This window comes from Streptomyces sp. NPDC014676 (assembly GCF_043084105.1).
Classification (GTDB): Bacteria; Actinomycetota; Actinomycetes; order Streptomycetales; family Streptomycetaceae; genus Streptomyces.
Genome location: NZ_JBIBZI010000006.1, coordinates 213,464 through 236,879, shown reverse-complemented (window position 1 = coordinate 236,879; position 23,416 = coordinate 213,464). Strand labels below are relative to the sequence as shown.

24 protein-coding genes, 1 tRNA gene and 1 pseudogene are annotated in these 23,416 nt (G+C 70.9%); 13 read left to right on the top strand and 13 right to left on the bottom strand.

The window, feature by feature from the left end; genetic code table 11:
- Nucleotides 1-4 precede the first annotated feature (4 nt).
- Together ACF1DX_RS19150 and ACF1DX_RS19145 are read left to right on the top strand one after the other, a co-directional pair.
- Complete coding sequence (locus ACF1DX_RS19150; RefSeq protein WP_391792342.1) at nucleotides 5-997, top strand: TAXI family TRAP transporter solute-binding subunit; 993 nt, start codon at nucleotides 5-7, stop codon at nucleotides 995-997.
- A gap of 118 nt (nucleotides 998-1,115) precedes the next feature.
- Nucleotides 1,116-1,499, top strand: coding sequence for a hypothetical protein (locus tag ACF1DX_RS19145; protein ID WP_391792341.1), 384 nt, complete (start codon nucleotides 1,116-1,118; stop codon nucleotides 1,497-1,499).
- Between the two features lie 65 nt (nucleotides 1,500-1,564).
- Here the strand turns inward: ACF1DX_RS19145 and ACF1DX_RS19140 are convergent, their stop codons facing one another.
- On the bottom strand, nucleotides 1,565-1,852 hold the full coding sequence (locus tag ACF1DX_RS19140) for a DUF4190 domain-containing protein (protein WP_391792340.1): 288 nt from the start codon (nucleotides 1,850-1,852) through the stop codon (nucleotides 1,565-1,567).
- A 728-nt stretch (nucleotides 1,853-2,580) separates the two neighbouring features.
- Nucleotides 2,581-2,919, bottom strand: coding sequence for a MerR family transcriptional regulator (locus ACF1DX_RS19135; protein WP_030869236.1), 339 nt, complete (start codon nucleotides 2,917-2,919; stop codon nucleotides 2,581-2,583).
- Between the two features lie 807 nt (nucleotides 2,920-3,726).
- Here ACF1DX_RS19135 and ACF1DX_RS19130 point away from each other — a divergent pair.
- Complete coding sequence (locus ACF1DX_RS19130) at nucleotides 3,727-4,086, top strand: hypothetical protein (RefSeq protein WP_383356117.1); 360 nt, start codon at nucleotides 3,727-3,729, stop codon at nucleotides 4,084-4,086.
- Nucleotides 4,087-4,153: 67 nt separating this feature from the next.
- Here the strand turns inward: ACF1DX_RS19130 and ACF1DX_RS19125 are convergent.
- The 3 genes and pseudogenes from ACF1DX_RS19125 to ACF1DX_RS19115 all read right to left on the bottom strand — a co-directional run bounded on the left by ACF1DX_RS19125 (nucleotide 4,154) and on the right by ACF1DX_RS19115 (nucleotide 6,728).
- Nucleotides 4,154-4,629 (bottom strand): annotated as a pseudogene (locus tag ACF1DX_RS19125) (CBS domain-containing protein).
- Nucleotides 4,630-4,675: 46 nt separating this feature from the next.
- Nucleotides 4,676-6,172, bottom strand: a complete 1,497-nt coding sequence (locus ACF1DX_RS19120) for a DEAD/DEAH box helicase (RefSeq protein WP_391792339.1) — start codon at nucleotides 6,170-6,172, stop codon at nucleotides 4,676-4,678.
- A gap of 352 nt (nucleotides 6,173-6,524) precedes the next feature.
- Nucleotides 6,525-6,728: a cold-shock protein gene (locus tag ACF1DX_RS19115; RefSeq protein ID WP_004986771.1), complete on the bottom strand. Its 204-nt coding sequence runs from the start codon at nucleotides 6,726-6,728 to the stop codon at nucleotides 6,525-6,527.
- Between the two features lie 456 nt (nucleotides 6,729-7,184).
- Here ACF1DX_RS19115 and ACF1DX_RS19110 point away from each other — a divergent pair, with 456 nt between their 5' ends.
- On the top strand, nucleotides 7,185-7,424 hold the full coding sequence (locus ACF1DX_RS19110) for a hypothetical protein (RefSeq protein ID WP_391792338.1): 240 nt from the start codon (nucleotides 7,185-7,187) through the stop codon (nucleotides 7,422-7,424).
- Nucleotides 7,425-7,592: 168 nt separating this feature from the next.
- Here the strand turns inward: ACF1DX_RS19110 and ACF1DX_RS19105 are convergent, their stop codons facing one another.
- Both ACF1DX_RS19105 and leuA read right to left on the bottom strand, forming a co-directional pair.
- Entirely contained in the window at nucleotides 7,593-8,378 is a 786-nt protein-coding gene (locus tag ACF1DX_RS19105) for an ABC transporter ATP-binding protein (RefSeq protein ID WP_391792337.1), read from the bottom strand.
- 20 nt (nucleotides 8,379-8,398) lie between these two features.
- Nucleotides 8,399-10,198, bottom strand: a complete 1,800-nt coding sequence (leuA, locus tag ACF1DX_RS19100) for a 2-isopropylmalate synthase (protein ID WP_391792336.1) — start codon at nucleotides 10,196-10,198, stop codon at nucleotides 8,399-8,401.
- Between the two features lie 187 nt (nucleotides 10,199-10,385).
- Between leuA and ACF1DX_RS19095 the strand changes: the two genes are divergently transcribed.
- The 4 genes from ACF1DX_RS19095 (at nucleotide 10,386) to ACF1DX_RS19080 (ending at nucleotide 12,952) form a co-directional block, all read left to right on the top strand.
- Nucleotides 10,386-11,075 (top strand): FadR/GntR family transcriptional regulator, encoded by a 690-nt coding sequence (locus ACF1DX_RS19095; protein ID WP_391792335.1) that lies wholly within the window; start codon nucleotides 10,386-10,388, stop codon nucleotides 11,073-11,075.
- Between the two features lie 382 nt (nucleotides 11,076-11,457).
- Complete coding sequence (locus ACF1DX_RS19090; protein WP_391792334.1) at nucleotides 11,458-11,841, top strand: tyrosine-type recombinase/integrase; 384 nt, start codon at nucleotides 11,458-11,460, stop codon at nucleotides 11,839-11,841.
- A gap of 418 nt (nucleotides 11,842-12,259) precedes the next feature.
- Nucleotides 12,260-12,532 carry a hypothetical protein gene (locus ACF1DX_RS19085; protein WP_391792333.1) on the top strand — a complete coding sequence of 91 codons (273 nt, stop codon included), beginning with the start codon at nucleotides 12,260-12,262 and terminating at the stop codon, nucleotides 12,530-12,532.
- Nucleotides 12,533-12,787: 255 nt separating this feature from the next.
- Nucleotides 12,788-12,952, top strand: coding sequence for a hypothetical protein (locus tag ACF1DX_RS19080; protein WP_391792332.1), 165 nt, complete (start codon nucleotides 12,788-12,790; stop codon nucleotides 12,950-12,952).
- An 89-nt stretch (nucleotides 12,953-13,041) separates the two neighbouring features.
- Here the strand turns inward: ACF1DX_RS19080 and ACF1DX_RS19075 are convergent.
- From ACF1DX_RS19075 to ACF1DX_RS19065, 3 genes are all read right to left on the bottom strand, one after another.
- Nucleotides 13,042-13,114, bottom strand: a tRNA-Arg gene (locus ACF1DX_RS19075).
- 205 nt (nucleotides 13,115-13,319) lie between these two features.
- Nucleotides 13,320-13,484, bottom strand: a complete 165-nt coding sequence (locus ACF1DX_RS19070; protein WP_391792331.1) for a hypothetical protein — start codon at nucleotides 13,482-13,484, stop codon at nucleotides 13,320-13,322.
- Nucleotides 13,485-13,602: 118 nt separating this feature from the next.
- Nucleotides 13,603-14,895, bottom strand: coding sequence for a M6 family metalloprotease domain-containing protein (locus tag ACF1DX_RS19065; protein ID WP_391792330.1), 1,293 nt, complete (start codon nucleotides 14,893-14,895; stop codon nucleotides 13,603-13,605).
- Between the two features lie 235 nt (nucleotides 14,896-15,130).
- Here ACF1DX_RS19065 and ACF1DX_RS19060 point away from each other — a divergent pair, with 235 nt between their 5' ends.
- Together ACF1DX_RS19060 and ACF1DX_RS19055 are read left to right on the top strand one after the other, a co-directional pair.
- The gene (locus ACF1DX_RS19060) at nucleotides 15,131-15,811 is read left to right on the top strand and encodes a TetR/AcrR family transcriptional regulator (protein ID WP_391792329.1); all 681 of its coding nucleotides are present in this window, start codon (nucleotides 15,131-15,133) and stop codon (nucleotides 15,809-15,811) included.
- Between the two features lie 205 nt (nucleotides 15,812-16,016).
- Nucleotides 16,017-17,567, top strand: coding sequence for an MFS transporter (locus ACF1DX_RS19055; protein ID WP_391792328.1), 1,551 nt, complete (start codon nucleotides 16,017-16,019; stop codon nucleotides 17,565-17,567).
- Nucleotides 17,568-17,658: 91 nt separating this feature from the next.
- Here ACF1DX_RS19055 and ACF1DX_RS19050 read toward each other — a convergent pair whose 3' ends face one another.
- Nucleotides 17,659-18,180, bottom strand: coding sequence for a MarR family winged helix-turn-helix transcriptional regulator (locus ACF1DX_RS19050; protein ID WP_391792327.1), 522 nt, complete (start codon nucleotides 18,178-18,180; stop codon nucleotides 17,659-17,661).
- A 135-nt stretch (nucleotides 18,181-18,315) separates the two neighbouring features.
- Here ACF1DX_RS19050 and ACF1DX_RS19045 point away from each other — a divergent pair, with 135 nt between their 5' ends.
- Complete coding sequence (locus ACF1DX_RS19045; protein ID WP_391792586.1) at nucleotides 18,316-19,077, top strand: dioxygenase; 762 nt, start codon at nucleotides 18,316-18,318, stop codon at nucleotides 19,075-19,077.
- A 16-nt stretch (nucleotides 19,078-19,093) separates the two neighbouring features.
- On the opposite strand, the gene ACF1DX_RS19040 is transcribed toward ACF1DX_RS19045, so the two are convergent.
- On the bottom strand, nucleotides 19,094-19,612 hold the full coding sequence (locus ACF1DX_RS19040; RefSeq protein ID WP_391792326.1) for a GNAT family N-acetyltransferase: 519 nt from the start codon (nucleotides 19,610-19,612) through the stop codon (nucleotides 19,094-19,096).
- A gap of 193 nt (nucleotides 19,613-19,805) precedes the next feature.
- On the opposite strand from ACF1DX_RS19040, the gene ACF1DX_RS19035 reads away from it, so the two are divergent.
- Together ACF1DX_RS19035 and ACF1DX_RS19030 are read left to right on the top strand one after the other, a co-directional pair.
- Nucleotides 19,806-20,804, top strand: coding sequence for an RNA polymerase sigma factor RpoD/SigA (locus tag ACF1DX_RS19035; protein ID WP_391792325.1), 999 nt, complete (start codon nucleotides 19,806-19,808; stop codon nucleotides 20,802-20,804).
- Between the two features lie 592 nt (nucleotides 20,805-21,396).
- Nucleotides 21,397-22,110, top strand: coding sequence for a TetR/AcrR family transcriptional regulator (locus ACF1DX_RS19030; RefSeq protein WP_391792324.1), 714 nt, complete (start codon nucleotides 21,397-21,399; stop codon nucleotides 22,108-22,110).
- A gap of 256 nt (nucleotides 22,111-22,366) precedes the next feature.
- Here ACF1DX_RS19030 and ACF1DX_RS19025 read toward each other — a convergent pair whose 3' ends face one another.
- Nucleotides 22,367-23,407, bottom strand: coding sequence for a helix-turn-helix transcriptional regulator (locus ACF1DX_RS19025; RefSeq protein WP_391792323.1), 1,041 nt, complete (start codon nucleotides 23,405-23,407; stop codon nucleotides 22,367-22,369).
- Nucleotides 23,408-23,416: the final 9 nt, after the last annotated feature.

Genomic DNA, 23,416 nt, shown 5'->3' with positions numbered 1-23,416 from the left:
CGTCATGACCCCGTTCCCCGGCCGCCGTACCGTGCTGCGCGCGGCCGCCGGATCGGCGGCCGGCGTCGCCCTCGGGGGCGTGCTCGCCGGTGACGCCTCACGGCAGGGCCCCGGGCCGGGCGGCGTCCTGCGCCTGGCGACCGGTGAGCCCACGGCCTTCTACGCGGCCTTCGGCCGGCTCCTCGCCGCCGAGATCGAACGGGCGCACCCCCGGCTGAGCTGCCGTATCCGCACCACGGCGGGCAGCATCGCCAACATCGAGCTGCTCCGCGACGGCCGCGCCGACCTCGCGCTCGTCCTCACCGACACCGCGCGCGCCGCCCGGGACGGCGGCCTCTTCGAGCGCCCGGTGCCCCTGCGCGCGCTCGGCAGGCTCTACGAGACCTACCTCCAGTTCGCCGTCCGCGCCGACTCACCCGTGCGCACCGTCTCCGACCTGGCCGGACACAAGGTGTCGCTCGGCGCCCTCGGATCGGGCGCGGCCCTCCTCGGCGAACGCGTCCTCGACGCCGCGGGACTGTCGCCCGGCACCGACGTCCCCGTGCTCCATCTGCGGCTGGCCGAGGCGGCCGACGCCGTACGGACGGGCGCCGTCGAGGGCCTGCTCGTGGCGGGCGGCGTACCGCTGCCCACCCTCACCGGCCTCGACGCCGACCCCGGCCTGCGGTTCCTGCCGCTGGCCGGACTGCTGCCCCGGCTCGGCGGCCACGACGGACTGGCCGGCTCGGGCCTGGAGGAGGTGCCGTTCCCGCAGGGCGCCTACCGCGGCGCGGGCGGCGTCGCCACCATCGGCGTGTCCAACCTGCTGGTGTGCCGCCCCGGTCTGGCCCCCGCCGTCGCCGACGCGGTCACCCGCCTCCTCGTCCTGCGCGCGAGCGCCCTCGTCCCCGCCCACGCGGTCGGCGCCCAGTTCCTCGACGTCCGCACCCTCATCGGCACCGGCAGCGTCCCCCTGCACCCCGGCGCGGTCTCGGCGTACCGCTCGCTGCACGGCTGAGCGCGCCCGGACCGGCCGGCCCGCTGGTGTCCGTGACCACGGCTGCGTAGGTCGACGGGCGGGCGTCGGACGACGGGGGACGGGGGCCGATGTGGAGCCGGACGACGGATTCGTCCTGATGGACAACACCACGGTCTTCGGGGCCCGCAGGGCCCACGGAGCGGATTCCGCGCCGCCCTCCGTCGTCGATCTGCGCTCGCTGATGGACGTCCTGGAGGCCGTCGTCCTCCTCGAGGGTTTCACCGTCGACAATTCCAGCAGGGACACCTACGTCGACCGGCCCGAGCTGTACGGCGTCAGCCGCGCGAACGGCGGCTTCTTCCGGGAGACCGCCCTCGTCGCCGACGGGGGCGAGCTCCACGCCGACCTGCTCGGGAACAGCGCGGCGCACGTACTGCGCCTCGTGCGGCCCCGCCGCCCCCACCTGGTGTTCCTCCGGGAACTGGCCCGCGATTCCGCCCGCCTGGCCCCCTTCGACGTCGCCTTCCCACGCCTCGGCTGACACAAGCGGTGCGGGTGGGTACCCGGTACCCACCCGCACGCCTCGCTCGTGTTCCCGTGGGGCCGTCAGCCGCCCACGTACCAGCTGAACCCGCCGTTGCTGGCGGCGAAGGCCAGCAGCACCAGCCACAGGACGATGTCGACGACACCGAGGACGATGCCGGCCTTCGCCATCCCGGCACCGTTCCTGACGCCCGCCTGACGGCGGGCGACGGCACCGAAGACGATGGCCAAAGGACCGAGGACGATGTTCAGGACGAACAGTCCGACGATGCCGCAGCACAGGCTCGCCACCGCCAGGCCATTGGTGCGCGAGCCGGAGGACGCGGCGGATGAGCTGCCGTAACTCGTCATTGGATACTCCCGGTTGTCGGTTGCACGGACCGAACGGGCCGTAGTTTCCTCACTCTTGACTTACTCGCTCCGAATGCCCCTTCCGGGCACTCCCATGCCGACGGCCCCGCCACCGGGACGGCCCGTACCGCGGCCGCCGGGGGCGGAGGCCGGAGATACCGGGCCGATGCCGGGGCAGCGCGGAAGAAGACGTCGGCAACAGGACGAGGTACGGCGGACCGCTGCCCGCCTCGCGCCCGACGCGGGTTGCTGGGAGGTGCTTTCCGAAACCCGGGACGAGTCGGAACGGCGCGCTCACATCCGCCGCCCCCGAGCGTCGGACACACGGACCGACCGGACGGCGACGCGAGTGGACGGACTCTGCGGACGCCTGACGCAACCGGCCGCCTTCCGCCTGAGTCTCTTCGTCCCGAAGGCCATGCCTGACCTGGACCAGGACTTCTCCACGTGGCGACCCGCCGGTGACACGACCGCGGTGGGCGGTTCCGCCCGGAACAGCTCTCGCCGCAGCCCACCACCCACCCTTGCGGGCTTCCGGGGCGGATCGGGTCGGTGGGGGTGCATCGGACTTCACGGTGTGAGCGTGGCACGGGGCTCGTGCGGGCCCCGCCTGCACGGACGGGGGCCCGACCGGTCTCGGACACTCGGACACGGGGACCGCTCCCGCGCGTCACATTCCGGCCATGGGTGTGGGTGGGGGCCCGTCGATACCGGCGGGCCCGTTCACCTCAGGTTCCGGCCGGTGGAGTGGGCGATCCGCCGGCGCGCCGGTATTCGGCGTTGATGCGCTGGGCTTCCTCGAGCTGGTCTTCGAGGATGATGATCCGGCATGCGGCCTCGATCGGGGTGCCCTGGTCGACGAGTTCACGCGCGCGTGCCGCGATACGCAGCTGGTAGCGGGAGTAGCGGCGGTGCCCGCCCCCGGAGCGCAGTGGTGTGATCAGTCGTGCTTCGCCGATGGCGCGGAGAAAGCCGGGAGTGGTACCGAGCAACTCGGCGGCCCGGCCCATCGTGTAGGCGGGGTAGTCGTCGTCGTCGAGACGGCCTAGCGACTCGTCTGCTGTCATCTCACCTCTCTGTGGAACGCGTGGAGGGGCCCTGGTGCCGTACGGCACCAGGGCCCCGAAGGAACTACAACACCATCTGCCGACCCTAGTACTGCGTCGGCCTTCTGTTTCCGCACGGCCGTCCGGTACTCCGACGGGGGTGCGGGGATCGCGGATGCGTGACCGGAGACCACCTGCCTATCGATGTCCTGCGGTACCCGGGCTCGCGTCTTCCGCCCGGGCGATCCTGATGGCGCTCGACTCCTCCGTTCTTCCCTCTGGATCAACCACTTGCGAAGGGGGACTGCGTACTGCTTGTACTGCTGCCCGGCAGTTCGTGTCTGCCGGGCCCTGATTGATCTCGGCTACAAAAGAAATCGTAACCACAGGATCTGTGGATGTCTACTCTGGCGAACATAGATTTACTGTGCTCGACGGCGAGGTGTCCCCTTGGGCCGGTCTGCGCGTGCTGGGGACCGCCCGCGGCACAGGTCCGGCGTACGGGTGGGGCCGGGAGCCGCCCACCGGGCTTTCCGTGACGCCGCCGACCGGCCCGGCGCCTCGACTGTGACGCGAGGCCCCTCCGGCGAGTACGGCGGCCCGGACGGATCGGCGGGATGGCGGAGGGATCGGCGGGATGGCGGGCGGATCGGCGGGCGGCTCGCCCGGTCACCACCGAGCGGCCGTCGACCACCCCGCCTCGCGGCCGCCCCGCATGCGCGCTCCTGGCCCGTACCGCGGCACCCGGGGGAGCCGAGTGCGCTCGTCCCGCCCGTCGGTTTCACCACCCGGGCCGCCCGGGCGGGCAGGTGCATAGAATCCGATCTCATGCCGAAGCCTGACGAGCTGATCGTTGACATCGCCGCCCGTGTGGAGTCCGGGCAGAGCAACCAGATGTCCCTGACCGTGGTCACCGGTGGTGCTGTCATCACCGGTCGCCTGGCCCCCGAAGCCGTGTGGAGGCGGAGGGTGTCGGAGGTGCTGACGGACTCCGCCCGCCTGGGCGAGTTCTCCGCCGTCTTCGACACCCCCGCGAAGCGGGAGGGGCCGCCCACGCATCTGCACTTCCATGTCGCCCGGATCCTCCAGGGCGCGGTGGGGATCCCGGAGACGGGCGGGATGTACCGCGTCGCGATCGAGGACGTCAGTGCCTGGACCGTGGGCGACTTCAGTTACTCCGACCACTGACCCGTCGCCACGCCGGGAGCGGCGTGGCACGCGGTGAGGGCCCTACCGGCACACGCCGGTAGGGCCCTCATTGCTCTGTTCGGCTCGCGCCCGTCCCGTCGGTCGGACGGACAGGGGGTGCCGGGCATCGCGGAAGCCCGCCGCGACGGGCCTTCGAGGCGCGCCGGTGCGGCCTCGGGACGGGGGCGACAGGTGAAGCCGGGTCCGCGGCAGCGCGCATCGCACGCTCTGCTTCGGCCCTTGTGGTCAGCGGCGCGGGAAGGGCCCGATGACGTCGGCGATGTCACGCAGCCGGATCCGGTCCGTGTATCCGGAACCGTCACGAGCGGCCGTGAGCCCGGCCCGTGTGACCAGGCCGGTGTACAGACCGTCCTCGTCGCAGACGATCAGATGATCCGTACGGGCGGCGGTCATCAAGGACAGTGCCACCTCCACGGTCATGTCCTCCCAGACCTGCGGTCCGGCCGCGTCCATGGCATCGGCCGCCGTACCGTGCGCGGGGCGGGCACTCGCAGGGCGGGACTGCGTCTGGGCCGGCGTCAAAGGGTGCCTCCTGCGGAGTCGGGTCGGTTTCCTGAACACGAGGGTTCTACGCGGCCGCACCGGCGGAGGACCGCGGTACGGGCACGCGCCGGGCCGCCGGAGCGGGGCGGCGCCGGCCGCGTGACGTGCCGCCGCGCTTCTTGGGGCGTTCGGCCGCCGGTGCGGTGATGACGACCGGGATGCCGGAGGGGTCCTGGGCTCCGGTGATGCGGTGCAGGGCCTCTTCGCCGACGCGGACCTCAGTGGTCCGCGGGACGATGCCGGCCGCTGCCATGAGGCGGGTCATGCCGCGGCGCTGGTTCGGGGTGACCAGGGTGACGACGCTGCCGGACTCCCCGGCGCGGGCCGTACGGCCGCCTCGGTGGAGGTAGTCCTTGTGGTCGGTCGGCGGATCGACGTTGACGACGAGGTCGAGGTTGTCGACGTGGATGCCGCGCGCCGCGACGTTGGTCGCCACCAGCACGTTGACGTGCCCGGTCCTGAACTGCGCCAGCGTGCGGGTGCGCTGCGGCTGCGACTTCCCGCCGTGCAGGGCGGCGGCCCGGATCCCGCTGTTCAGGAGATGCGCGGTGAGGCCGTCGACGGCGTGCTTGGTGTCGAGGAACATGATCACGCGGCCGTCGCGGGCGGCGATCCGGGTGGTGGTCGTGTGCTTGTCGGCGCCGTGGACGTGCAGCACGTGGTGCTCCATCGTCGTGACCGCGCCGGCCGAGGGGTCGACGGAGTGCACGACCGGGTCGCTGAGGTAACGGCGCACGAGCAGGTCGACGTTGCGGTCGAGGGTGGCGGAGAACAGCATGCGCTGACCCTCGGGGCGGACCTGGTCGAGCAGGGCGGTGACCTGCGGCATGAAGCCCATGTCGGCCATCTGGTCGGCCTCGTCGAGGACGGTGACGGAGACCCGGTCCAGCCGGCAGGCGCCGCGGTCGATGAGGTCCTTGAGGCGTCCCGGTGTGGCGACGACGACCTCGGCGCCACCGCGCAGCGCGCTCACCTGCCTGCCGATCGACATCCCGCCCACCACAGTGGCCAGCCGCAGCTTCACGGAGCGGGCGTACGGGGCGAGTGCGTCGGTCACCTGCTGCGCCAGCTCACGCGTCGGTACGAGGATCAGCCCCAGCGGCTGCCCGGCCTCGGCGCGCTGCCCGGCCGTACGGGCCAGCAGCGCCAGCCCGAAGGCGAGGGTCTTGCCGGAACCGGTGCGGCCACGGCCGAGGACGTCCCGGCCGGCGAGGGAGTTCGGGAGGGTCGCGGCCTGGATCGGGAACGGTACGGTCACACCCTGCGAGCCGAGCGCGGCCAGCAGCTCCCGGGGCATGTCGAGATCGGTGAAGCCCTCCACGGCGGGAAGCGCGGGGGTGATCGTCTCGGGGAGGGCGAACTCTCCCTGGACCGCGGCGGGCCGGCGGCCGTAACGGCCGGAGCGGCTCGGTCCACCGGACCGGCGCGGGGCCGACGAACCGAATCGGCTGCCACCCCTTCCGGAGTCGGCACCGCCGTTACGGGTGCGGGCGAAGCGGTCGTTCGTGCGTGTGCGGTTCATGCGGAACCTTCCTCGATGCGGCACATATCAAGGAATTCCCGCAGCGATGAGCGGCATGGAGAATTGCAAGAATGAGCCGGTGGAACGCGACAGCGAATCCGGATGACGGAAAATCCGTGCGGGCGCGGGCGCGGGCGTCGAAATGAGTGGCGCGATGCGGACGCGGTGTTCGGGCGTCCACGGCGATGCGGTTGTGCGGGGATGCGTCCGCACCCCTGGAGGGCGATCCGTGTGCGGTGCGCCTACGGATTTCCTGGTCGTCGTCCACAGGGGAAACCACTGCGGAAAATGCAAGCAGCTGGGGCCCGCACCCCGAAGGATGCGGGCCCCAGCTACAAAGTGCGCGTCAGTGTCAGGCGGGAACGATGTTCTCGGCCGTCGGGCCCTTCTGGCCCTGCGCGATGTCGAAGGACACCTTCTGGCCCTCGAGCAGCTCACGGAAGCCCTGGGCGGCGATGTTCGAGTAGTGGGCGAACACGTCGGCGCCGCCACCGTCCTGCTCGATGAAGCCGAAGCCCTTTTCCGCGTTGAACCACTTCACGGTACCGGTAGCCATGTCATTTCTCCTTCGGGGCAGTGCGTCGGGGTCCGCACCGTGCGGAACCCGTGTCGCCGCGATGATCACCCACCCGGAAAAAGCCGGACACACAAGCGCTTCCAGCGGTACGGAAACCGACCGGAGAGCACGTGAAGTTTCGGGAACCACAACTGCAACTGAGATCGAAGGTAGCACGCCGCGGCAGCCTGTGTGCGGTGAAGAATCCCACGCTGTTCATCGCAGCAGGGAATCTGTCCGCATGTCCCGTGGAAACCTCAGCTCGCGGGCACAGCTATTGATTCACCAGGAGCACAACGTTCCGGGAAGCGCGAGGCACGGTCAGTACAAGGACTATCCCCGAAGGGCCCTTTTTCCGGCCACGGACCGCACGGACCGCATGGCACATTCCGCGCCGCTGGAGGGGATTCCGTCCGCACAGGGTGCGAACCGAACGCACTGCCCGAGGAAGAGGTGGTGGACACGGCGCCGGGCAGCGGCCGCTACCGCGGCGGCTTCCTCGGCGGGGACGACACGCCGATCCGGGCGCTCGCCGGCCTGGACGACCACGACATCGTCATCGTGGTGCGCCGGTCCCCGGGCAAGACGCTCCGCAGGAAAGAGCACGAAGGACCGCCCGTGCCGCCCGCCGCTCGGCCAGGGCGGCTGAGCCCCCAGAAACGATGCTCGACGGCTGTGGACTCCATGCGGACGTAACGGCACGCGCGTGACACGGCGCCGGACAAGCGAAGGGCCGACCGGGAGGAAGAACCTCCTGAGCCGGCCCTTCCGCACGTGTCCCCGGCAGGATGCGGACCTGCGACGTCCTGAGAGAGCGCACGTGGCAGCCTGCCCGGGTGGGAGCGCACCGCCGCGACGACCTTCTCAGCCGACTTGTGGTCCGGCCGGGCGGTCGGCCCTCACACTCCAACGTCCGTCAACGCGCGTGAGGCGAACAGGGTGATCGAAGCACTTGCTGACCTGGTCGCTGGTCAGGACCTGGTCGGCGGGACCGGAGGCCAGACAACGCCCGTCACGCAGCAGCATCACATGGGTCGTCCCGGGAGGCAGCTCCTCCAGGTGGTGGGTGACCAGGATCGATGCGAGATCCGGGTAGGTGTGTTGAAGCGTGTCGATCCGCTCGATGAGCTGTTCGCGGCCGGCGACGTCCAGGCCGGTCGCGGGCTCATCGAGCAGCAGCAGTCGCGGACTGGGCATGAGGGCTCGAGCGATCAACGCACGGCCCCGCTCCCCCTGGGACAGGGTCGGCCAGTGTGCGCTGCGGCGATCGCTGAGACCGAGCAAGCCGATGAGACGGCCGGCATCGGCGACTTGCTCAGGTGTCGGGTGCCAGCGGGGAACGCGCTCGATGGTGTTGGTCAGCCCGGTCAGGACGACGTCCTCGACCTTGAGGGGTGAGCGCAGATCGTGCCGCGGGTTCACATGGCCCACGTAGGAGCGCAGTTGTCTCATGTCGACCCGTCCCAGCCGGTGGCCCAGCACCTCCACGACGCCGCGAGTGGGGTGCGCGAGCGCCCCGAGGAGACTGAGCAGGGTGCTCTTGCCCGCCCCGTTGGCGCCGAGCAGCGCCCAGTGTTCACCGGCTCGTACGGTCAGTGACACCTCGCGCAGAATCGGATTGCCGTCGCGGACGACATCCACGTCTTCCACGTGGAGTACCGGGGCCGCGCTCACGAGGAGGCCCGGCCGGAGCGGTTGACGGCGGACATGACGGCGTGGACCGACGCGGTCAGAACCGAGGTGTCCCAGCCGGCCCCCCAGCAGGTGACCTCGTTCACGCGGCACTCGGCGTAGGCGACGGCGGGGCTGCCCGGACCCGTGCTGGTGGAGTGCTCGGTGTAGCTGAGGATGTCGACCGTGATTCCGGCGCTCCGGAGCGCATCGGCGAGGGCGGACAGCGGCCCGTTTCCGGTGCCCTGGCAGGCGTGCTCCTGTCCGCTGATGTGCAGTGCGCAGGTGAACCGGTGCTCGCCGGGAGCTGGTTCCGTGGCGCTCCAGGACGTCAGTGTGACGGGGCCGTCCAGCGCCGGAGTGATGTAGGTGGTGCGGAAGAGTTCCCACAGCTCCTTGTGCGACAGCTCCTGGCCGGTGGCGTCGGTGACGCGCTGGACCGCGCGGGAGAAGTCCGGGCGCATGGTCCGGGGCAGGTCCAGGCCGTGGTGGGTGTGGAGGAGGTGGGCGATGCCCCCCTTGCCGGACTGGGAGTTGATGCGGATGACTTCCTCGTACGTGCGACCGATGTCGCCCGGGTCGATGGGCAGATACGGCACGGCCCACGGGGCTTCCTCGACGGGTCGGCCGTTCTCGGCGGCCTGCTTGGCGTGGTGGGCCATTCCCTTGGCGATGGCGTCCTGGTGGGTGCCGGAGAAGGCCGTGTGAACGAGGTCGCCCCCGTAGGGGTGACGGGGGTGGACCGGCAGCCGGTTGCAGTACTCCACGGTCTCGCGCACCGCGTCGATGTCCGAGAAGTCGATCATCGGGTTCACGCCCTGCGCGTACAGGTTCAGGGCCAGGGTCACCAGGTCGACGTTCCCGGTGCGCTCGCCGTTGCCGAACAGGCAGCCCTCCACGCGCTGCGCCCCTGCCAGGACGGCGAGTTCAGCACAGGCGACGCCGGTGCCGCGGTCGTTGTGCGGGTGGACCGACAGGATCACGGACTCGCGGCGCGCCAGGTGGCGGTTCATGTACTCGATCTGGTCCGCGTAGACGTTGGGAGTGGCGATCTCCACCGTCGCGGGCAGGTTGTGCACCACCGGCCGGTCCGGGCTCGCTTCCCACAGCTCGGTCAGGCTGTTGCACACGTCCAGGACGAAGTCCGGCTCCGTGAGGTTGAAGACCTCCGGGGAGAACTCGAAGCGGATGTCGGCACCCGGCCGTTCTTCGGCGCGGTGCATCAGGTAGGTGGCGGCGTCCCGGATCAGCTCGTGGACTTCGGCGCGGGAGCGGCCCAGGACCACGTCCCGCCACGTGGGCGCGGTCGCGGCGTAGAGGTGCACGAGGGTGCGGGGGAGTCCTTCGACGGAGGCGACGGTCCGGTCGATCAGGTCCCGGCGGGCCGCGGTGAACACGGAGACGGTCACGTCATCGGGGACAGCGCCGCTGTGGGCCAGGTGACGCACGAAGTCGAAGTCGGTCTGGCTGGCGGAGGGGTATCCCACCTCGATCTCCTTGAAGCCCATGGTGACCAGGAGGTCGAACATCCGGCGCTTGCGCTCGGTGTCCATCGGCTCGGCCAGCGCCTGGTTGCCGTCCCGCAAGTCGACCGGCACCCACAGCGGGGCCTGCTCGAGCCGGTGCGACGGCCAGGTCCTGTCCGTCAGGGGCAGTGCGACCCGCTGGTCCGCGGGCCGGTAGCGGTGATGGGGCATCGCGCTCGGGCGCTGGGGATTCCAGTGGGGCGCGTCCGCCGGGATGTCACCGGAAGGAGTGCGCAGGGTGGGGAACGCCGCGCTCTGCAAGGAGGAAGCCATCGTGCGGAACTTCTTTCGGTCGGCCATACGTTGACCGGCGCAGCCCGGCACCCCGCTGCGGGGTGCCGGTCGTGTCAGGCCCCGCAGCGGCAGCCGAGAAGAAGAAGCTCGTGCAACAGCATGGGGGTACAGTAACGACAACTCAGCTCCTCAGACAACCTGAGAGGTGCGGGAAGGTGAACCTCACATGTCACTAGGTGCCTTGCGGCCGTCCCCCTTGGTCGAACAGGCCACTGAACACCTGCGCGAACAGATCACCGGGGGTGAATGGGCCGTGGGGACGAAGCTCCCCGGCGAGACCGCCCTGGCCAAGTCCCTTGGTGTGGGGCGCTCGACCGTGCGTGAAGCTCTGCGGGCACTGGCCGGCGCCGGGCTGGTGCAGGCACGCCAGGGAGCCGGTGTCTTCGTCATCGCGACCAAGCCCAAGGACGACTGGGCCACCCGGCTCCGCCAGGCGGCCATCACTGATGTCTACGAGGTCCGGATGCTCGTAGAAGTGGAAGCCGCGCAGTTGGCCGCGCGGCGCCGCACCGACGACGATGTCGCCGCCCTGCACGGTGCCCTGACCAGGCGCAGGGACGCTGCGAACGCAGGCAACGCCGAATTCGTCGAGGCCGACATCGCCTTGCACGAGGCCGTGGTCGCCGCAGCGCACAACCCGGTGCTCGCGGGATTGTTCACCGAGTTCGTACCCGTGCTGCAACGACGGCTTCTCGATCTGGTCGAACTGCTCAGCCTGCGCTCCGACAACCCGAACCACGGCGACGAGGGGCACACCGTACTGATCAACGCTGTCGTGCAGGGGGATGCCGAGGCAGCCGGACGCGCGCTGCGGGACGAGCTCGAACAGACTCTCGCCCTGCTTCACTCCCTCTGACCTCGTCCGCCCTTCGGAGAACGGTGGAGCGAGTCGGTGATGCGGCTGCACATCCTGCCCGCCTTCGGGGCCGGGAGCGTGGCCGACGTGACGACGGCCCGAGTGCGAAGCCGGCGCGGAAAGCTCATCGCGGCCGGCGTCGGCGAGCCGTCGGTGGTCAAGGCGTACCAGCTGCTGCGCGCCCTGATGAACACGGCCGTGGACGACGAGCTGATACGGCGCAACCCGTGCCGGATCAAGGGCGCGGACCGCTACGACGTGCCCGAGCGGCCGGTCCTCACGGTGGCGGAGGTCTTCGCCGTCGCCGGCGCCATCGCGCCGCGCTCAGGCCGAGCTGCAGGACGTCCGGCTCTTCGACAAGGCACCGAAATCCGCGGCCGCCGTGCGCTCCGTCTCCTTCCCGGCCGAACTGCTCGACGCGGTCACGCACCACCTGGAGCACTTCGCCGCTCCCGGCCGCGACGGGCACGTCTTCGTCGGTCCGCAGAGCGGGCAGCTCCGGCGGAGCAACTTCCGGGACGACTGGGTCAAGGCCCGGAAGGCCGCGGGCGTCACGGCCGAGCTGCACTTCCACGATCTCCGGCACACGGGCAACACGCTGGCCTCCACGGCCGGGGCCAGCACGCGGGAACTGATGACGAGGATGGGGCACAGCAGCTCCCGGGCCGCGCTGATCTACCAGCACATGACCAGCGACCGGGACCGGGCCATCGCCGATCGTCTTGGGGCCATGATCCGCGACGGTGGGGGAGGGGCCTCCGGCTAGAGGATGTGGCATCCGCGTGGCATTAGTGGCACGCGTGTGGCACGCCCCCAGACACGACGAAGGGCCGGCCCGGGAGGAAACCTCTCCTGAGCTGGCCCTTCTCTCTGTGCCCCCGGCAGGATTCGAACCTGCGACACCCGCTTTAGGGGTTTTCCCTGATCAGGGCGCTGAACTGTGGAAACGCCATCCATGGTGCGTCTGGTCCACGGAAACACACCTTGGTGCTTCTCATGCGTTCGCAGGGTTTCCCTCCCGGCCTCATGTGTGCTGAATCCGTTCCGGGTGGCTGTCGGGCCGATGACGAGTCCGGGACTGGATGGATGTCCGCTCTGGTCACAAAGGTGTGAGCGGGTGGGCAGGAACCCGTAGCCTGGGATCGATAGTGCTACGCAACCTGATCAGTGCGGAGGGGATGCCGATGACCACAGCTCCCAGCGGTGTGCCTCACCCGCAGTCTCAGTCGCCGCATCCGCTGCGGACCATCCGCGACATCCGGGAGTCCCTGCCCGAGGACCAGCGTCGGCACTTCGACACGGAACTCGCCGACACGGAGATCGAGGCGCTACCCATGATGCTCCACCGCTGGGTGACGCTGAGCAACGACGGCTTCGAGGAGTTTCTGCTCTCCGCTCCCTTCGAGGGTTTGGAGTTCGGTGCCCGTTCCTATGATGAGCAGCCGGACGCCAAGTGATCTACCTGCTCGACACCAACGTTGTCGCCGAACTCACCACCCGGACGGAACCGGACCCGCGCGTCATGGCCTGGTTCCGGCCCACGGCCAGGCCCGACCGCTTCCTGAGCGTGATCACCGTTGCTGAGATCGAGGCGGGGGTGGCCGCCACCCCGGATCCCGTACGACAGGCCCGTTACGCCCGAGCGCTCGCTGCAGTACGGCACGAGTACCGCGACCGCATCGATCGGCGAACCGGAAGCGGCTGCCTACCTCATGATCCACAAGACACTCAAGGCCGCCGGTACCGGCATTGACCCGCCGGACGCACTGATCGCCGCCACCGCCCTGGCCAACGGCTGGACGGTAGCCACCCGCAACATCAAGCACATGGCTCGAACCGGGGCTCTGGTGGTCAATCCGTGGGAGCAACGACTGTAGGTCGAGGGGCCCCTCACGTATATGTGCTGCGAGGTCGGAGGCCCTGCTGCCCCCTCGGACGGCAGAACCTCCGACCTGCTTTTTCTCTGTGCCCCCGGCAGGATTCGAACCTGCGACACCCGCTTTAGGAGAGCGGTGCTCTATCCCCTGAGCTACGAAGGCGGGGCTTGGTCGTGGACGGTCCTGGGCGGGTGTCTCCGTCAAGCCCTGAGCGTCCTGGACCGGTGGCTGTGGTGCCTGCCAGGGCGCTCGATCCACAGGGTACCGGATCGGTGCTGCGGCGGGTGGGGGTGGAGCACCGGCCGGTGTTATCGCCTCGCCTGTCGCGAGGGCGCCCTCCCGCATCCGGCAGCCGCGCGGTTTTCCGTCAGGATTCGCCGAACAGTACCCAGAGTGCCATCAGGGCCAGGAATCCGGTCACCGCCAGTGCCGGGAGGCCGAAGATCGCGGCGACCACCCCCCCCCACCGGGTATGCCCCCGGGGTGCCTCCGCCGCCCCGGCGTTCACCGCTGCCCGCTGTGTCTCTGTCATGAGCTCACCCGTCGATTCGTAACTGCCGTGCAGAGCGTTTCAGTTGACACCGGATCGAGGGCCCGGTCCAGTGATTGTCGTCGATCGTGCCGTATCGCACCGTCTTCGTCGTCGGAGGTCAGCCCGGTGCCGTACGGGTCACCCGTACCCGGTACTCCTCCGCTTCCGCCGCCGTCACCGTCACCCGGACGCCCGCCCGGCGGTCCACGAAGGTCTCGCCCGGTGCGAACGTCGCGTCCGAGAGTTCCGCGTGGACGTTGGGGGAGCGGGTGCAGCCGCCGCTGTCGCGGTGGGAGTCGTGGACGGTGATCGGGCCCATGCCCGTGTCGACGTCGGCGTCGACGCGGTAGACGAGGACGCCGGGGCGGCACACGGCCTCGTCGTTGCCGGCGCGGGTGCGCAGTTCGACGGCGTAGCCGGAGTGGTCGTCCAGGGGGATGAAGACGAGTTTCGGGCCGCCCGTCCGTGCGAGGGGGGTGAGTGTGTACTCCCTCGTGCCCGGGTCCGCCGCGCAGTCGACCTGGGACGCGTCCAGCCAGCCCAGCTTCCACTTGTGCCAGGCGAGGAGGTCGTTGTTGGCGCCCCAGTCCTCGCTCATGATGTCCCAGTGGCCGACCGCGCCGCCGCCCTCGGCGGTGTACAGGTCGGGCAGGCCGAAGACGTGGCCGTTCTCGTGCGGCAGCACGCGGTAGCCGGTGCGGTCGTAGGAGCCGGAGCCGTCGTCCTGGCGGGAGTAGACGAAGGACGCGTTGGAGACGGCGACGCCGTCCGCGTTCGGGGCCTCCTTGTTGCCGGCGAAGGTGACGGACAGGACCGTGTCGAGGGCGGCGGGGCCCGCGTTGGGGGTCACCAGGACGTTCAGCAGGTCGTACGCCTGGAAGTCCACCTCGGGGTCGGCCTCGGCCACGATGTCGCGGACCAGTTCGCGGTAGCCGGGGTCGAAGGGGGCGCCGCGCTCTATGCCGTACGCGCGGAACGATTTGGGCATCCGGAGCCAGTCGGGGACGGGGAGTTCGGGGCGGTAGTCGAGGCGGCCGTAGGAACTGGTGGCGAACCACTCGCTGGTCTCGGGGAAGAACTCGCGGTAGCGGTCGAGGGCATCGCCCTCGCCGGGCGCGTCGGAGAAGTCGATCATCAGGGTGAGGGCGCGGACCGTACCGGTGGAGCGGGTGTAGCCGGGAGCCGTGGGGATGCCCTCGGACATCTGGACCTCGCCCTCCGCGCTGATCATGCAGGGGCCGTGCGCGGAGGTGCGGGAGAGGGCGCTGGGTCCGGCGCCGGCGGTGGAGGTGCCGGGAGAGAGGTCGCTGTTGCCGGCCGAGGTGCTGACGGCGAGGGTCAGGGCGGTCACCGATGCCAGGGCGGCCAGCCGGCGCGGGGATATCCGGCGGCGACTCGGCTGCGGCTGCATGCGGGAACCTCCGCTCCACACGGCAGCCGCCGGTCTCCGACTGCACCCTCTCGATCACCCTCCGTCGCCGGATGGGCGGGCGCCTGCTGGGAGGTCCGATCGTGGGGCCGTGCGGCCGGTGTAATGTGATGCAGGTCACAGAAGAAGAGGGCGGGGGCGGGAAATAAGCGGGGATCGTTTCCCCGTTTAGACCTGTGTCCGAGCGAAACGGGGACTCGCTCCCCGGATCGCGGACATGACACAAGGATCACGCCACTACGACCAGGAGTGCACCGTGCAGACCGCCACCCCCGTAGCGCGCAAGGCGCCCCGGCCCCGCGCCGACGCCCTGCGCAACCGGGAGCGGATCGTCACCGCCGCCCGGGAGATGTTCGTCGAGTTCGGGCCCGAGGTGCCGCTCGACGACGTCGCCCGCCGGGCCGGCGTCGGCAACGCCACGGTGTACCGCAACTTCCCCGACCGCGACGCGCTGGTGCGCGAGGTCGTCTGCTCCGTGATGGACCGTACGGTGCGGGCGGCCGAGCAGGCGCTCAGCGAGAGCGGGGACGCCTTCGAGGCACTGGAGCACTTCGCGCACACGGCCGCCGACGAGCGGATCAGCGCGCTGTGCCCGATGGTCTCCAGCACCTTCGACCAGCACCACCCCGACCTGGAGGACGCACGCCGGCGCGCCGAGAGCCTCGTCGCGCAACTGATGGACCGAGCCAAGGCGGCCGGTCAGCTCCGTACCGACGTGGAGTACGGCGATCTGATGGTGGGCGTCGCCCAGCTGAGCCGGCCCCCGGCCGGTACCGGCTGCGACAACGCCGACCGTTTCGTCCACCGCCATCTGCAGCTGTTCCTGGACGGGATGCGGGCCCCGGCCCCGACCGTCCTGCCGGGTTCGGCCGTGACCGTGGAGGATCTGCGCCGCTGAGCGATCTCTGACGCGAGCAGGATTTCCGTACCAGAGCGGAATTTCCGTACCGGAACAGGATTTTCGTACCGGAACAGGAATCCCGTACCAGAGCAGGTTTCCCGCACCAGCGGCCGTCCCTTGGGCGAGTCGTTCCCCTGGCGACACCGTTTTTTCATCTCATTTTTCAAGATTTCCGTCACGAACTTCCGAAGTGGGTACTCCCATGTCTGAAACAGCCTCGGCGGCCGGAAAGGCCCGGAGCGCTCCGGGTGGCCCGGACGCCAACCGCTGGAAAGCGCTCGTCTTCATCGCGCTCGCCCAGCTGATGGTCGTCCTGGACGCCACCATCGTGAACATCGCCCTGCCCTCCGCCCAGCAGGACCTGGGCATCTCGGACGGCAACCGCCAGTGGGTGGTCACCGCCTACGCCCTCGCCTTCGGCGGACTGCTGCTGTTCGGCGGCCGGATAGCCGACCTGTGGGGGCGCAAGCGGGCCTTCGTGCTCGGTCTGGGCGGCTTCGCGCTGGCCTCCGCGCTCGGCGGCGCGGCCACCAACGAGGCCATGATGTTCGGCGCCCGCGCCCTCCAGGGCGTGTTCGGCGCGCTGCTCGCGCCCGCTGCGCTGTCCCTGCTCGCGGTGATGTTCACCGACGGCAAGGAGCGCGCCAAGGCGTTCGGCATCTACGGCGCGATCGCCGGTGGCGGCGGTGCCGTGGGCCTGATCCTCGGCGGGTTCCTCACCGAGTACCTGGACTGGCGCTGGACGTTCTTCGTGAACATCCCGTTCGCGGTGGTCGCCGCGGCCGGCGCGTACTTCGTCATCCGTGAGCCGGCCGGCGGCCTCAACCGCTCGCCGCTCGACGTCCCCGGTGTGCTGCTGTCCACGGTGGGTCTGGTCGCGCTGGTCTACGGCTTCACCCGCGCGGAGTCCGAGGGCTGGAGCGACTCGCTGACCATCGGCATGTTCGTCGCCTCCGCCGTGCTGCTCGCCGCCTTCGTGGCGGTCGAGGCCAAGGTCAAGGCGCCGCTGCTGCCGCTGCGCGTGGTCACCGAGCGCAACCGCGGCGGGGTGTACCTCTCGCTGGGTCTGGCGATCATCGCGATGTTCGGCCTGTTCCTCTTCCTGACGTACTACCTGCAGGTCGTGAAGGGGTACTCGCCGGTCAAGACCGGGTTCGCCTTCCTGCCGATGATCGCGGGCATGATCACGGGCTCCACCCAGATCGGCACCCGGCTGATGACCCGGGTCGCGCCCCGGCTGCTGATGGGCCCCGGCTTCCTGGTCGCCGCGCTCGGCATGCTCTTCCTGACCCAGCTGGAGATCGACACCTCGTACGCGGGCGTCCTGCTGCCCGGCATGCTGCTGCTCGGTCTCGGCATGGGTACGGCGTTCATGCCGGCCATGTCGCTGGCCACGCTGGGCGTCGAGCCGCGTGACTCCGGTGTCGCCTCCGCGATGGTCAACACCTCGCAGCAGGTGGGCGGCGCCATCGGTACGGCGCTGTTGAACACGATCGCGGCCTCGGCCACCACGTCCTACGTCGCCGACCACATCGGCGGCGCCACGAGCCGGTCCCAGCAGCAGCTGGTCCAGCTCCAGGGGCAGGTGCAGGGCTACACCAGCGCGATCTGGTTCGCCGTCGGGATCCTGGTGGCGGCCGCGGCCATCGCCCTGGTCCTGATCAACGCCGGCAAGCCGGGCGGCACCGCGGTCGCCGGGTCCGCCGACGAGACCGTCGGGGACGAGATGGCGGTGCCGGTGGCCATGCACTGACGGCGATCCGCCGATCCCTCACCGCCCGTACGGAAGAGGAGGGGACGCCTCCTCCGTACGGCTTCCGGGACCTGCCCCGGCTCCCGCCTTGTCAGCGGAGCCAGGGCAGGTCCGCGCCCGTTCCGCTCGGCTGGAGTCCCTCGGCGACGATCCGCATGATCTCGCCGAGGGACTTCTGCTGCTCGGGGGTGAGCCGGTCGAAGACCGCCTGGCGCACGGCGTCCACGTGGCCGGGCGCGTGCCGGCGCAGCACCTCCTGGCCCTCGTCCGTCAGTACGGCGAACTGGCCCCGCTTGTCGGAGGGGCAGTCCTCACGGCGTACCCAGCCGTTCTTCTCCAGGCGCGCGACGGCGTGCGAGAGGCGGGAGCGGGTGATCTTCGCGGACATCGCCAGTTCCGTCATCCGCAGCCGGCGGCGCGGGGACTCGGCGAGCTTGACCAGCAGGCCGTAGTAGACGTGCGGCATTCCCGCGTCACGCTGGAGCTGACGGTCGAGGTGGTCCTCCAGGAGGGTGGCGGCCTCGATGTACGAGCGCCAGACGCGCTGCTCCTCGTCGGTGAGCCAGCGGGGCTCGTCGGCGGGCGCCGGTGATGCTGCGGGTGCCATGTTCATGTACTCCACTGTACGGCCGCCCTTCTTGAAGATTAAACAAAATCGCCGTACAGTCGGTGACAGAAGTTGAGACTTCAAGCAAGTTCGCCGCATCGGAAGGGAGCCGCCGTCATGACCGCCGCCACCCAGGAACGCATGCCCGCTCTCTACCTCAGCCACGGAGCCCCGCCCCTGGCCGACGACCCCGTCTGGCCCGGCGAACTGGCCGCCTGGTCGGCCGGACTGCCCCGCCCGAAGGCGATCCTGGTCGTCTCCGCCCACTGGGAGGAGGCCCCGCTCGCCCTCGGCGCCACCGAGGCCGTCCCCCTGGTCTACGACTTCTGGGGCTTCCCCGAGCACTACTACCAGGTCACCTACGGCGCCCCCGGCGCCCCCGCGCTCGCCGAGTCCGTGCGCAAGCTGCTGCGCGCCCCCGGCACGCCCGTCCAGGACGTCCCCGACCGGGGCCTGGACCACGGCGCCTACGTCCCGCTGGTCGAGATGTACCCCGAGGCCGACATCCCGGTGCTCCAGGTCTCCATGCCGACACTGGACCCGGTACGGCTGATGGAGATCGGGCGCAGGCTCGCGCCGCTGCGCGACGAGGGCGTGCTGATCGTCGGCTCCGGGTTCTTCACCCACAACCTCGCCGCGCTGCGGCAGGGCGGCATCCCCGCCTGGTCGGCGGAGTTCGACGCCTGGGGGCGGGAGGCCCTGGAGGCGGGTGACGTGGACGCGCTGCTCGACTTCACCCGCAAGTCCCCGGCCGGCCTGCTGGCCCACCCGCGCACCGAGCACTTCGCCCCGCTCTTCGTGACCATGGGCGCCGCGGACGCCGCCGGGGAGCTCGGGGAACAGAAGTCCGTGATCGACGGGTTCTGGCTGGGGCTGGCCAAGCGGTCGGTGCAGTTCGGCTGAGGCAGGCACGGCGGGGTTACAGGGGCTTCTCGTACCAGGCCACGTCCCACCAGCGGCCGAACTTGCGCCCCACCTCCCGGTACGTGCCGACGTGCCGGAAGCCGAAACGCCCGTGCAGCCGTGCCGAGGCGTCGTTCGGCTGGGCGACGCCGGCGTAGGCGCGGTGCAGGTCCTCGCCCGCCAGGGCCTCGAAGAGGGCCTGGTAGAGGAGGGTGCCGATGCCGCGCCGGCCGGCGCCGGGGGCGACGTAGACCGTCGTCTCCACCGAGGTCGTGTAGGCGGGCTTGGGGCGGAAGGGGCTGGAGGTGGCGTACCCCAGGATCCGCCGCGAGCCGGCGCTCGTGGCAACCATCAGGCGGTACGGGCCGTCTACAGGGTGGGAGAGCAGCCAGGGGCGGCGCTCCTCCGGAGTGAAAGGCGCCGTGTCGAATGTGATCGCCGTCTCACGTACGTAGTGGTTGTACAGGTCGGTGAGGGCCGTCAGATCACCCTCCGTGCCCGGTCTGACCTGGACCTCTTCGTGCTCCGACGGCATCGCGCCTCCTCGCGTGGCCCGACAGGGTACTGCATGATCAGAAAAATCGGGGGACGGGTTGGGAATTCTGTCCGGATTCCAGTCGTTGTTTCCATTGGATGCAGGGCACTCGACCAGAGTCCGGAGGGACCTGAGAGACGTGTCAGGCGTCCACAGGACCGCCCGCTGACCTCATCATCGCAAGGGAGCACGCATGGCAACCCGCGCCGTCGCCCGTCGTCAGTCCGCCACCGGCGAGACGGCCGACTCGGCACGCAATGTCCGCGCCCATGGCGGCGAGATCGCCGACCGCGACCTGGTCGGCATGTACTTGGACGAGATCGCGCGCACGCCGCTGCTCGACGCCGCCAAGGAGGTCGAGCTGTCCCAGATCATCGAAGCGGGTGTGTTCGCGCGACAGATCCTCGACGGCCTCGAGGAGAACAAGGCAGGGGCCACCACCGAGGAGCTCGAAGCCCTGTACGACGCCAGTGAGCGGGCCAAGGACGTCTTCATCCGTTCCAACCTGCGTCTGGTCGTCGCCGTGGCCCGCCGCTACCCCCGCAGTGGTCTGCCGCTGCTCGACCTGATCCAGGAGGGCAACGCCGGCCTGGTCCGCGCGGTCGAGAAGTTCGACTACCGCAAGGGCTTCAAGTTCTCGACGTACGCGACCTGGTGGATCCGTCAGGCCATCACCCGGTCGATAGCCGACCAGTCGCGCACCATCCGCCTGCCCGTCCACCTGGTGGAGGAGCTGGGCCGGATACGGCGCGTGCAGCGCGAGTTCAACCGTGAGCACGGCCGTGAGCCGGAGCCCGCGGAGGTCGCCGCCGAGCTCGGCTCCACGCCGGAGCGCGTCGTCGACGTGCTCGACTGGGCCCGTGACCCGGTCTCGCTGAACATGTCGGTGGACGACGAGGGCGAGACCCAGTTCGGCGACCTGCTGGAGGACACCTCGGCGGTGTCGCCGGAGCAGTCGGTGCTGACGCTGCTGCGCAGCGAGGAGCTGGACGACCTGATCGGCCGCCTCGACCAGCGCACGGCCTCCATCATCAAGATGCGGTACGGCATCGAGGACGGCCGCGAGCGCACGCTGACCGAGGTCGGCAAGGAGCACGGCCTGACCCGCGAGCGCATCCGCCAGATCGAGAAGCACGCACTGCTGGAGCTGAAGAAGCTGGCCCGCGACACCGGGTTCGACGCGGCGGCGTGAGGACGGACCGGGTCCGGCGCGGCGGGGCGACCGCCGGGCCGGACGCGGGGGCGTGACGGCCGGAACGGCGGCGCGGCAGCCGGTTCCGGGTGCCCGGCGCGGCAGCGTGAGGACCGGGGCCGGCGTGGGGTGTGACCGCCGGGGCCGGACGCGGTGGCGTGAGGGCTCGCAGGGCGCGGTAGCGTGACGGGTGGGCTGTCGGAGGTGAACGGGGTGGTGTTGATGCCGCCGTGCGGAATCCGGGGGAGTGACGGGGGCCGTGCTGGACCCTGGCCGCGTACGCCGGGTGGCGAAAGACCGCGCAAAACATGGCCGTTCCCCGCCGCTTCAACCCGCTGGACCCCGGGAACAAGAATGCAAGGACCGGGAGTTCGTACGACGGGCCCCTGAGATCCTGGACCCACCGAGCCACGTCCCGACGCACAACCCCCCCCGGCGCCGGGACCTCCTGAAGCCGGGTTCGGCGCCCTCCCCCCGGGCGCCGGGCCCGGCTTCCTCGTGCGTGCCGCCGGCCGACGGGTCACCCCGGACCTGAACCCCGGGGTGGCCCGCCAGATGGCAGATTGTGCCACATGGGCATAGCCTGCCGGGCGTGAGCAGCACCACCCCTACGCCGCCCCCTCCTCCGCCTCCGGCGGTCTCGCTGACCGAACGGCGCAAGGCCGAGACCCGTATGGAGATCGCCCGCGCGGCGGCCGGTCTCTTCGTCCGGCAGGGCCTGCGGGCCACCCGTGCCGAGGACATCGCCCAGGCGGCCGGCATCGCCCCGCGCACCTTCTACCGGTACTTCGCCAGCAAGGAAGAGGCCGTCGGCCCGCTCTACGCGATGGGCGCGCAGCGGTGGGTGGAGGCGGTGCGCACCGCTCCCGTCGGCGTGCCCCTGCCCCGGGCGCTGGAGGAGGCCGTGCGCCACACGCTCACTCCCGGCCTCGGAGTGTCGGCGGCCTCCTGGAACTGGGTCCGCACCCTGATCCGGCTGGCCGAGGCGAATCCCGCCCTGCGCCGGGTGTGGGCGGAGGCGTGCCAGGCGTCGGAACGGAACCTGACGGAAGCGCTGACGGAACGGCTGACGGCGGCTCACGTCCCGTGCGAGGGCGACAACGTTGCCGTCCGTGCCCGGCTGACCTTCGCCGCCGCCGTCGCGAGCGCGGCAGTACGCACGGCCATGGAGAACTGGGCGGCGGGCGAGGCCCCCTCCGAGGGTCCCGAGGGCCCGGCCGAACTGGCGCTCACCAACCTCACGGCGCTACGGGACTTCCCGTGGGGCGACTTGGAACCGCCGCACGGCCGGTCACGAAGGGCCTGACGCCGGGGTCACGCCGCGCCGCCCTCACGCGGGACCCGACGCCGGGGCGCCGCGCGGGCCCCGCACGCCGTCTCCAGCGCGCCGCCGCCCGGCCGGTGGGCGCCGAGCGGTCGCCGCGAGGGGTTTGACGCCGGGTTGCCTCCCGTCTCGCCGCCCTCACGAGCCGGGGCCGTCGCGAGGAGCTTGACGTCAGGTCATCTGCTGCCGTGCGGGCGTCATGAAGAGCGTGACGCCGGGGCATCGCCCGTCGTCGGCCTCACGAGGGGCCGGAGGGCCGGGCGCCGTCCGACGCATCGCCCGTCTTGTCGGCCTCGTGAGGAGCCGGCGCCGGGGTGGCGGGTGCCGCCCGGCTCATCCGTGCCCCCAGCTCCCGTACCGCCTCCACCAGCTCCGCGGGCTCCTGCACCGTGAACTCGTGTCCCAGCATCGCCAGCCGTACCGCCATCCAGTCCTTGGCGTCGCTCACCGTCGCGCGCAGCCGGCAGCTGTCCTCGTCGAGCGGCTCGGGCGGGCCCAGCCAGCCCGGCAGGCGGGCCGCGACCGCCCCGGCCGGTGCGGCGAAGGTGACGACCATCTCGTACGACTCCCGCACGCGGTGCATGGACCGGCGCAGGAACTCCGCCGCGCTCCCCGTCGGCAGCTCCCTCGGCGCGAACCGCGCCCCGGTCGCGAAGGGGTCGCTCACCCGGTCGACCCGGAACGTCCGCCAGTCCGCGCGGTCGAGGTCGTACGCCACGAGGTACCAGCGCCGCCCGGTCGACACCAGCCGGTACGGCTCGGTCACCCGCCGGGATTCCGTGCCGTCGGCGGCCCGGTAGGCGAACCGCAGCCGCTCGTGCCCGGCCACCGTGGAGGCCATGACGGTGAGCGTCTCCGGCGCGATCGTCGCACCGTCGCCGCTGGTCAGCGGGGTGGTAGCGGCCTGGAGCGTATTGACGCGGTGGCGCAGCCTGCCGGGCAGCACCTGCTCCAGTTTCGCCAGCGCCCGCACCGACGCCTCGTCCACCCCCTCCAGCGCGTGCCCGGCACCGGCCCGCAGTCCGACCGCGATGGCCACCGCTTCCTCGTCGTCGAGCACCAGCGGCGGCATCGCCTTCCCCGCGACGAGCCGGTAACCGCCGTCCGCGCCCATCGTCGCCTGTACGGGATAGCCGAGCTCGCGCAGCCGGTCGATGTCCCGCCGGACCGTGCGCCGGGAGACCCCGAGCCGGTCGGCGAGCTCGCCGCCGGGCCATTCGCGGGGCGTCTGGAGGAGGGAGAGGAGCTGAAGGAGCCGGGCCGGGGTGTCCGTCGTCATGGGAACGAG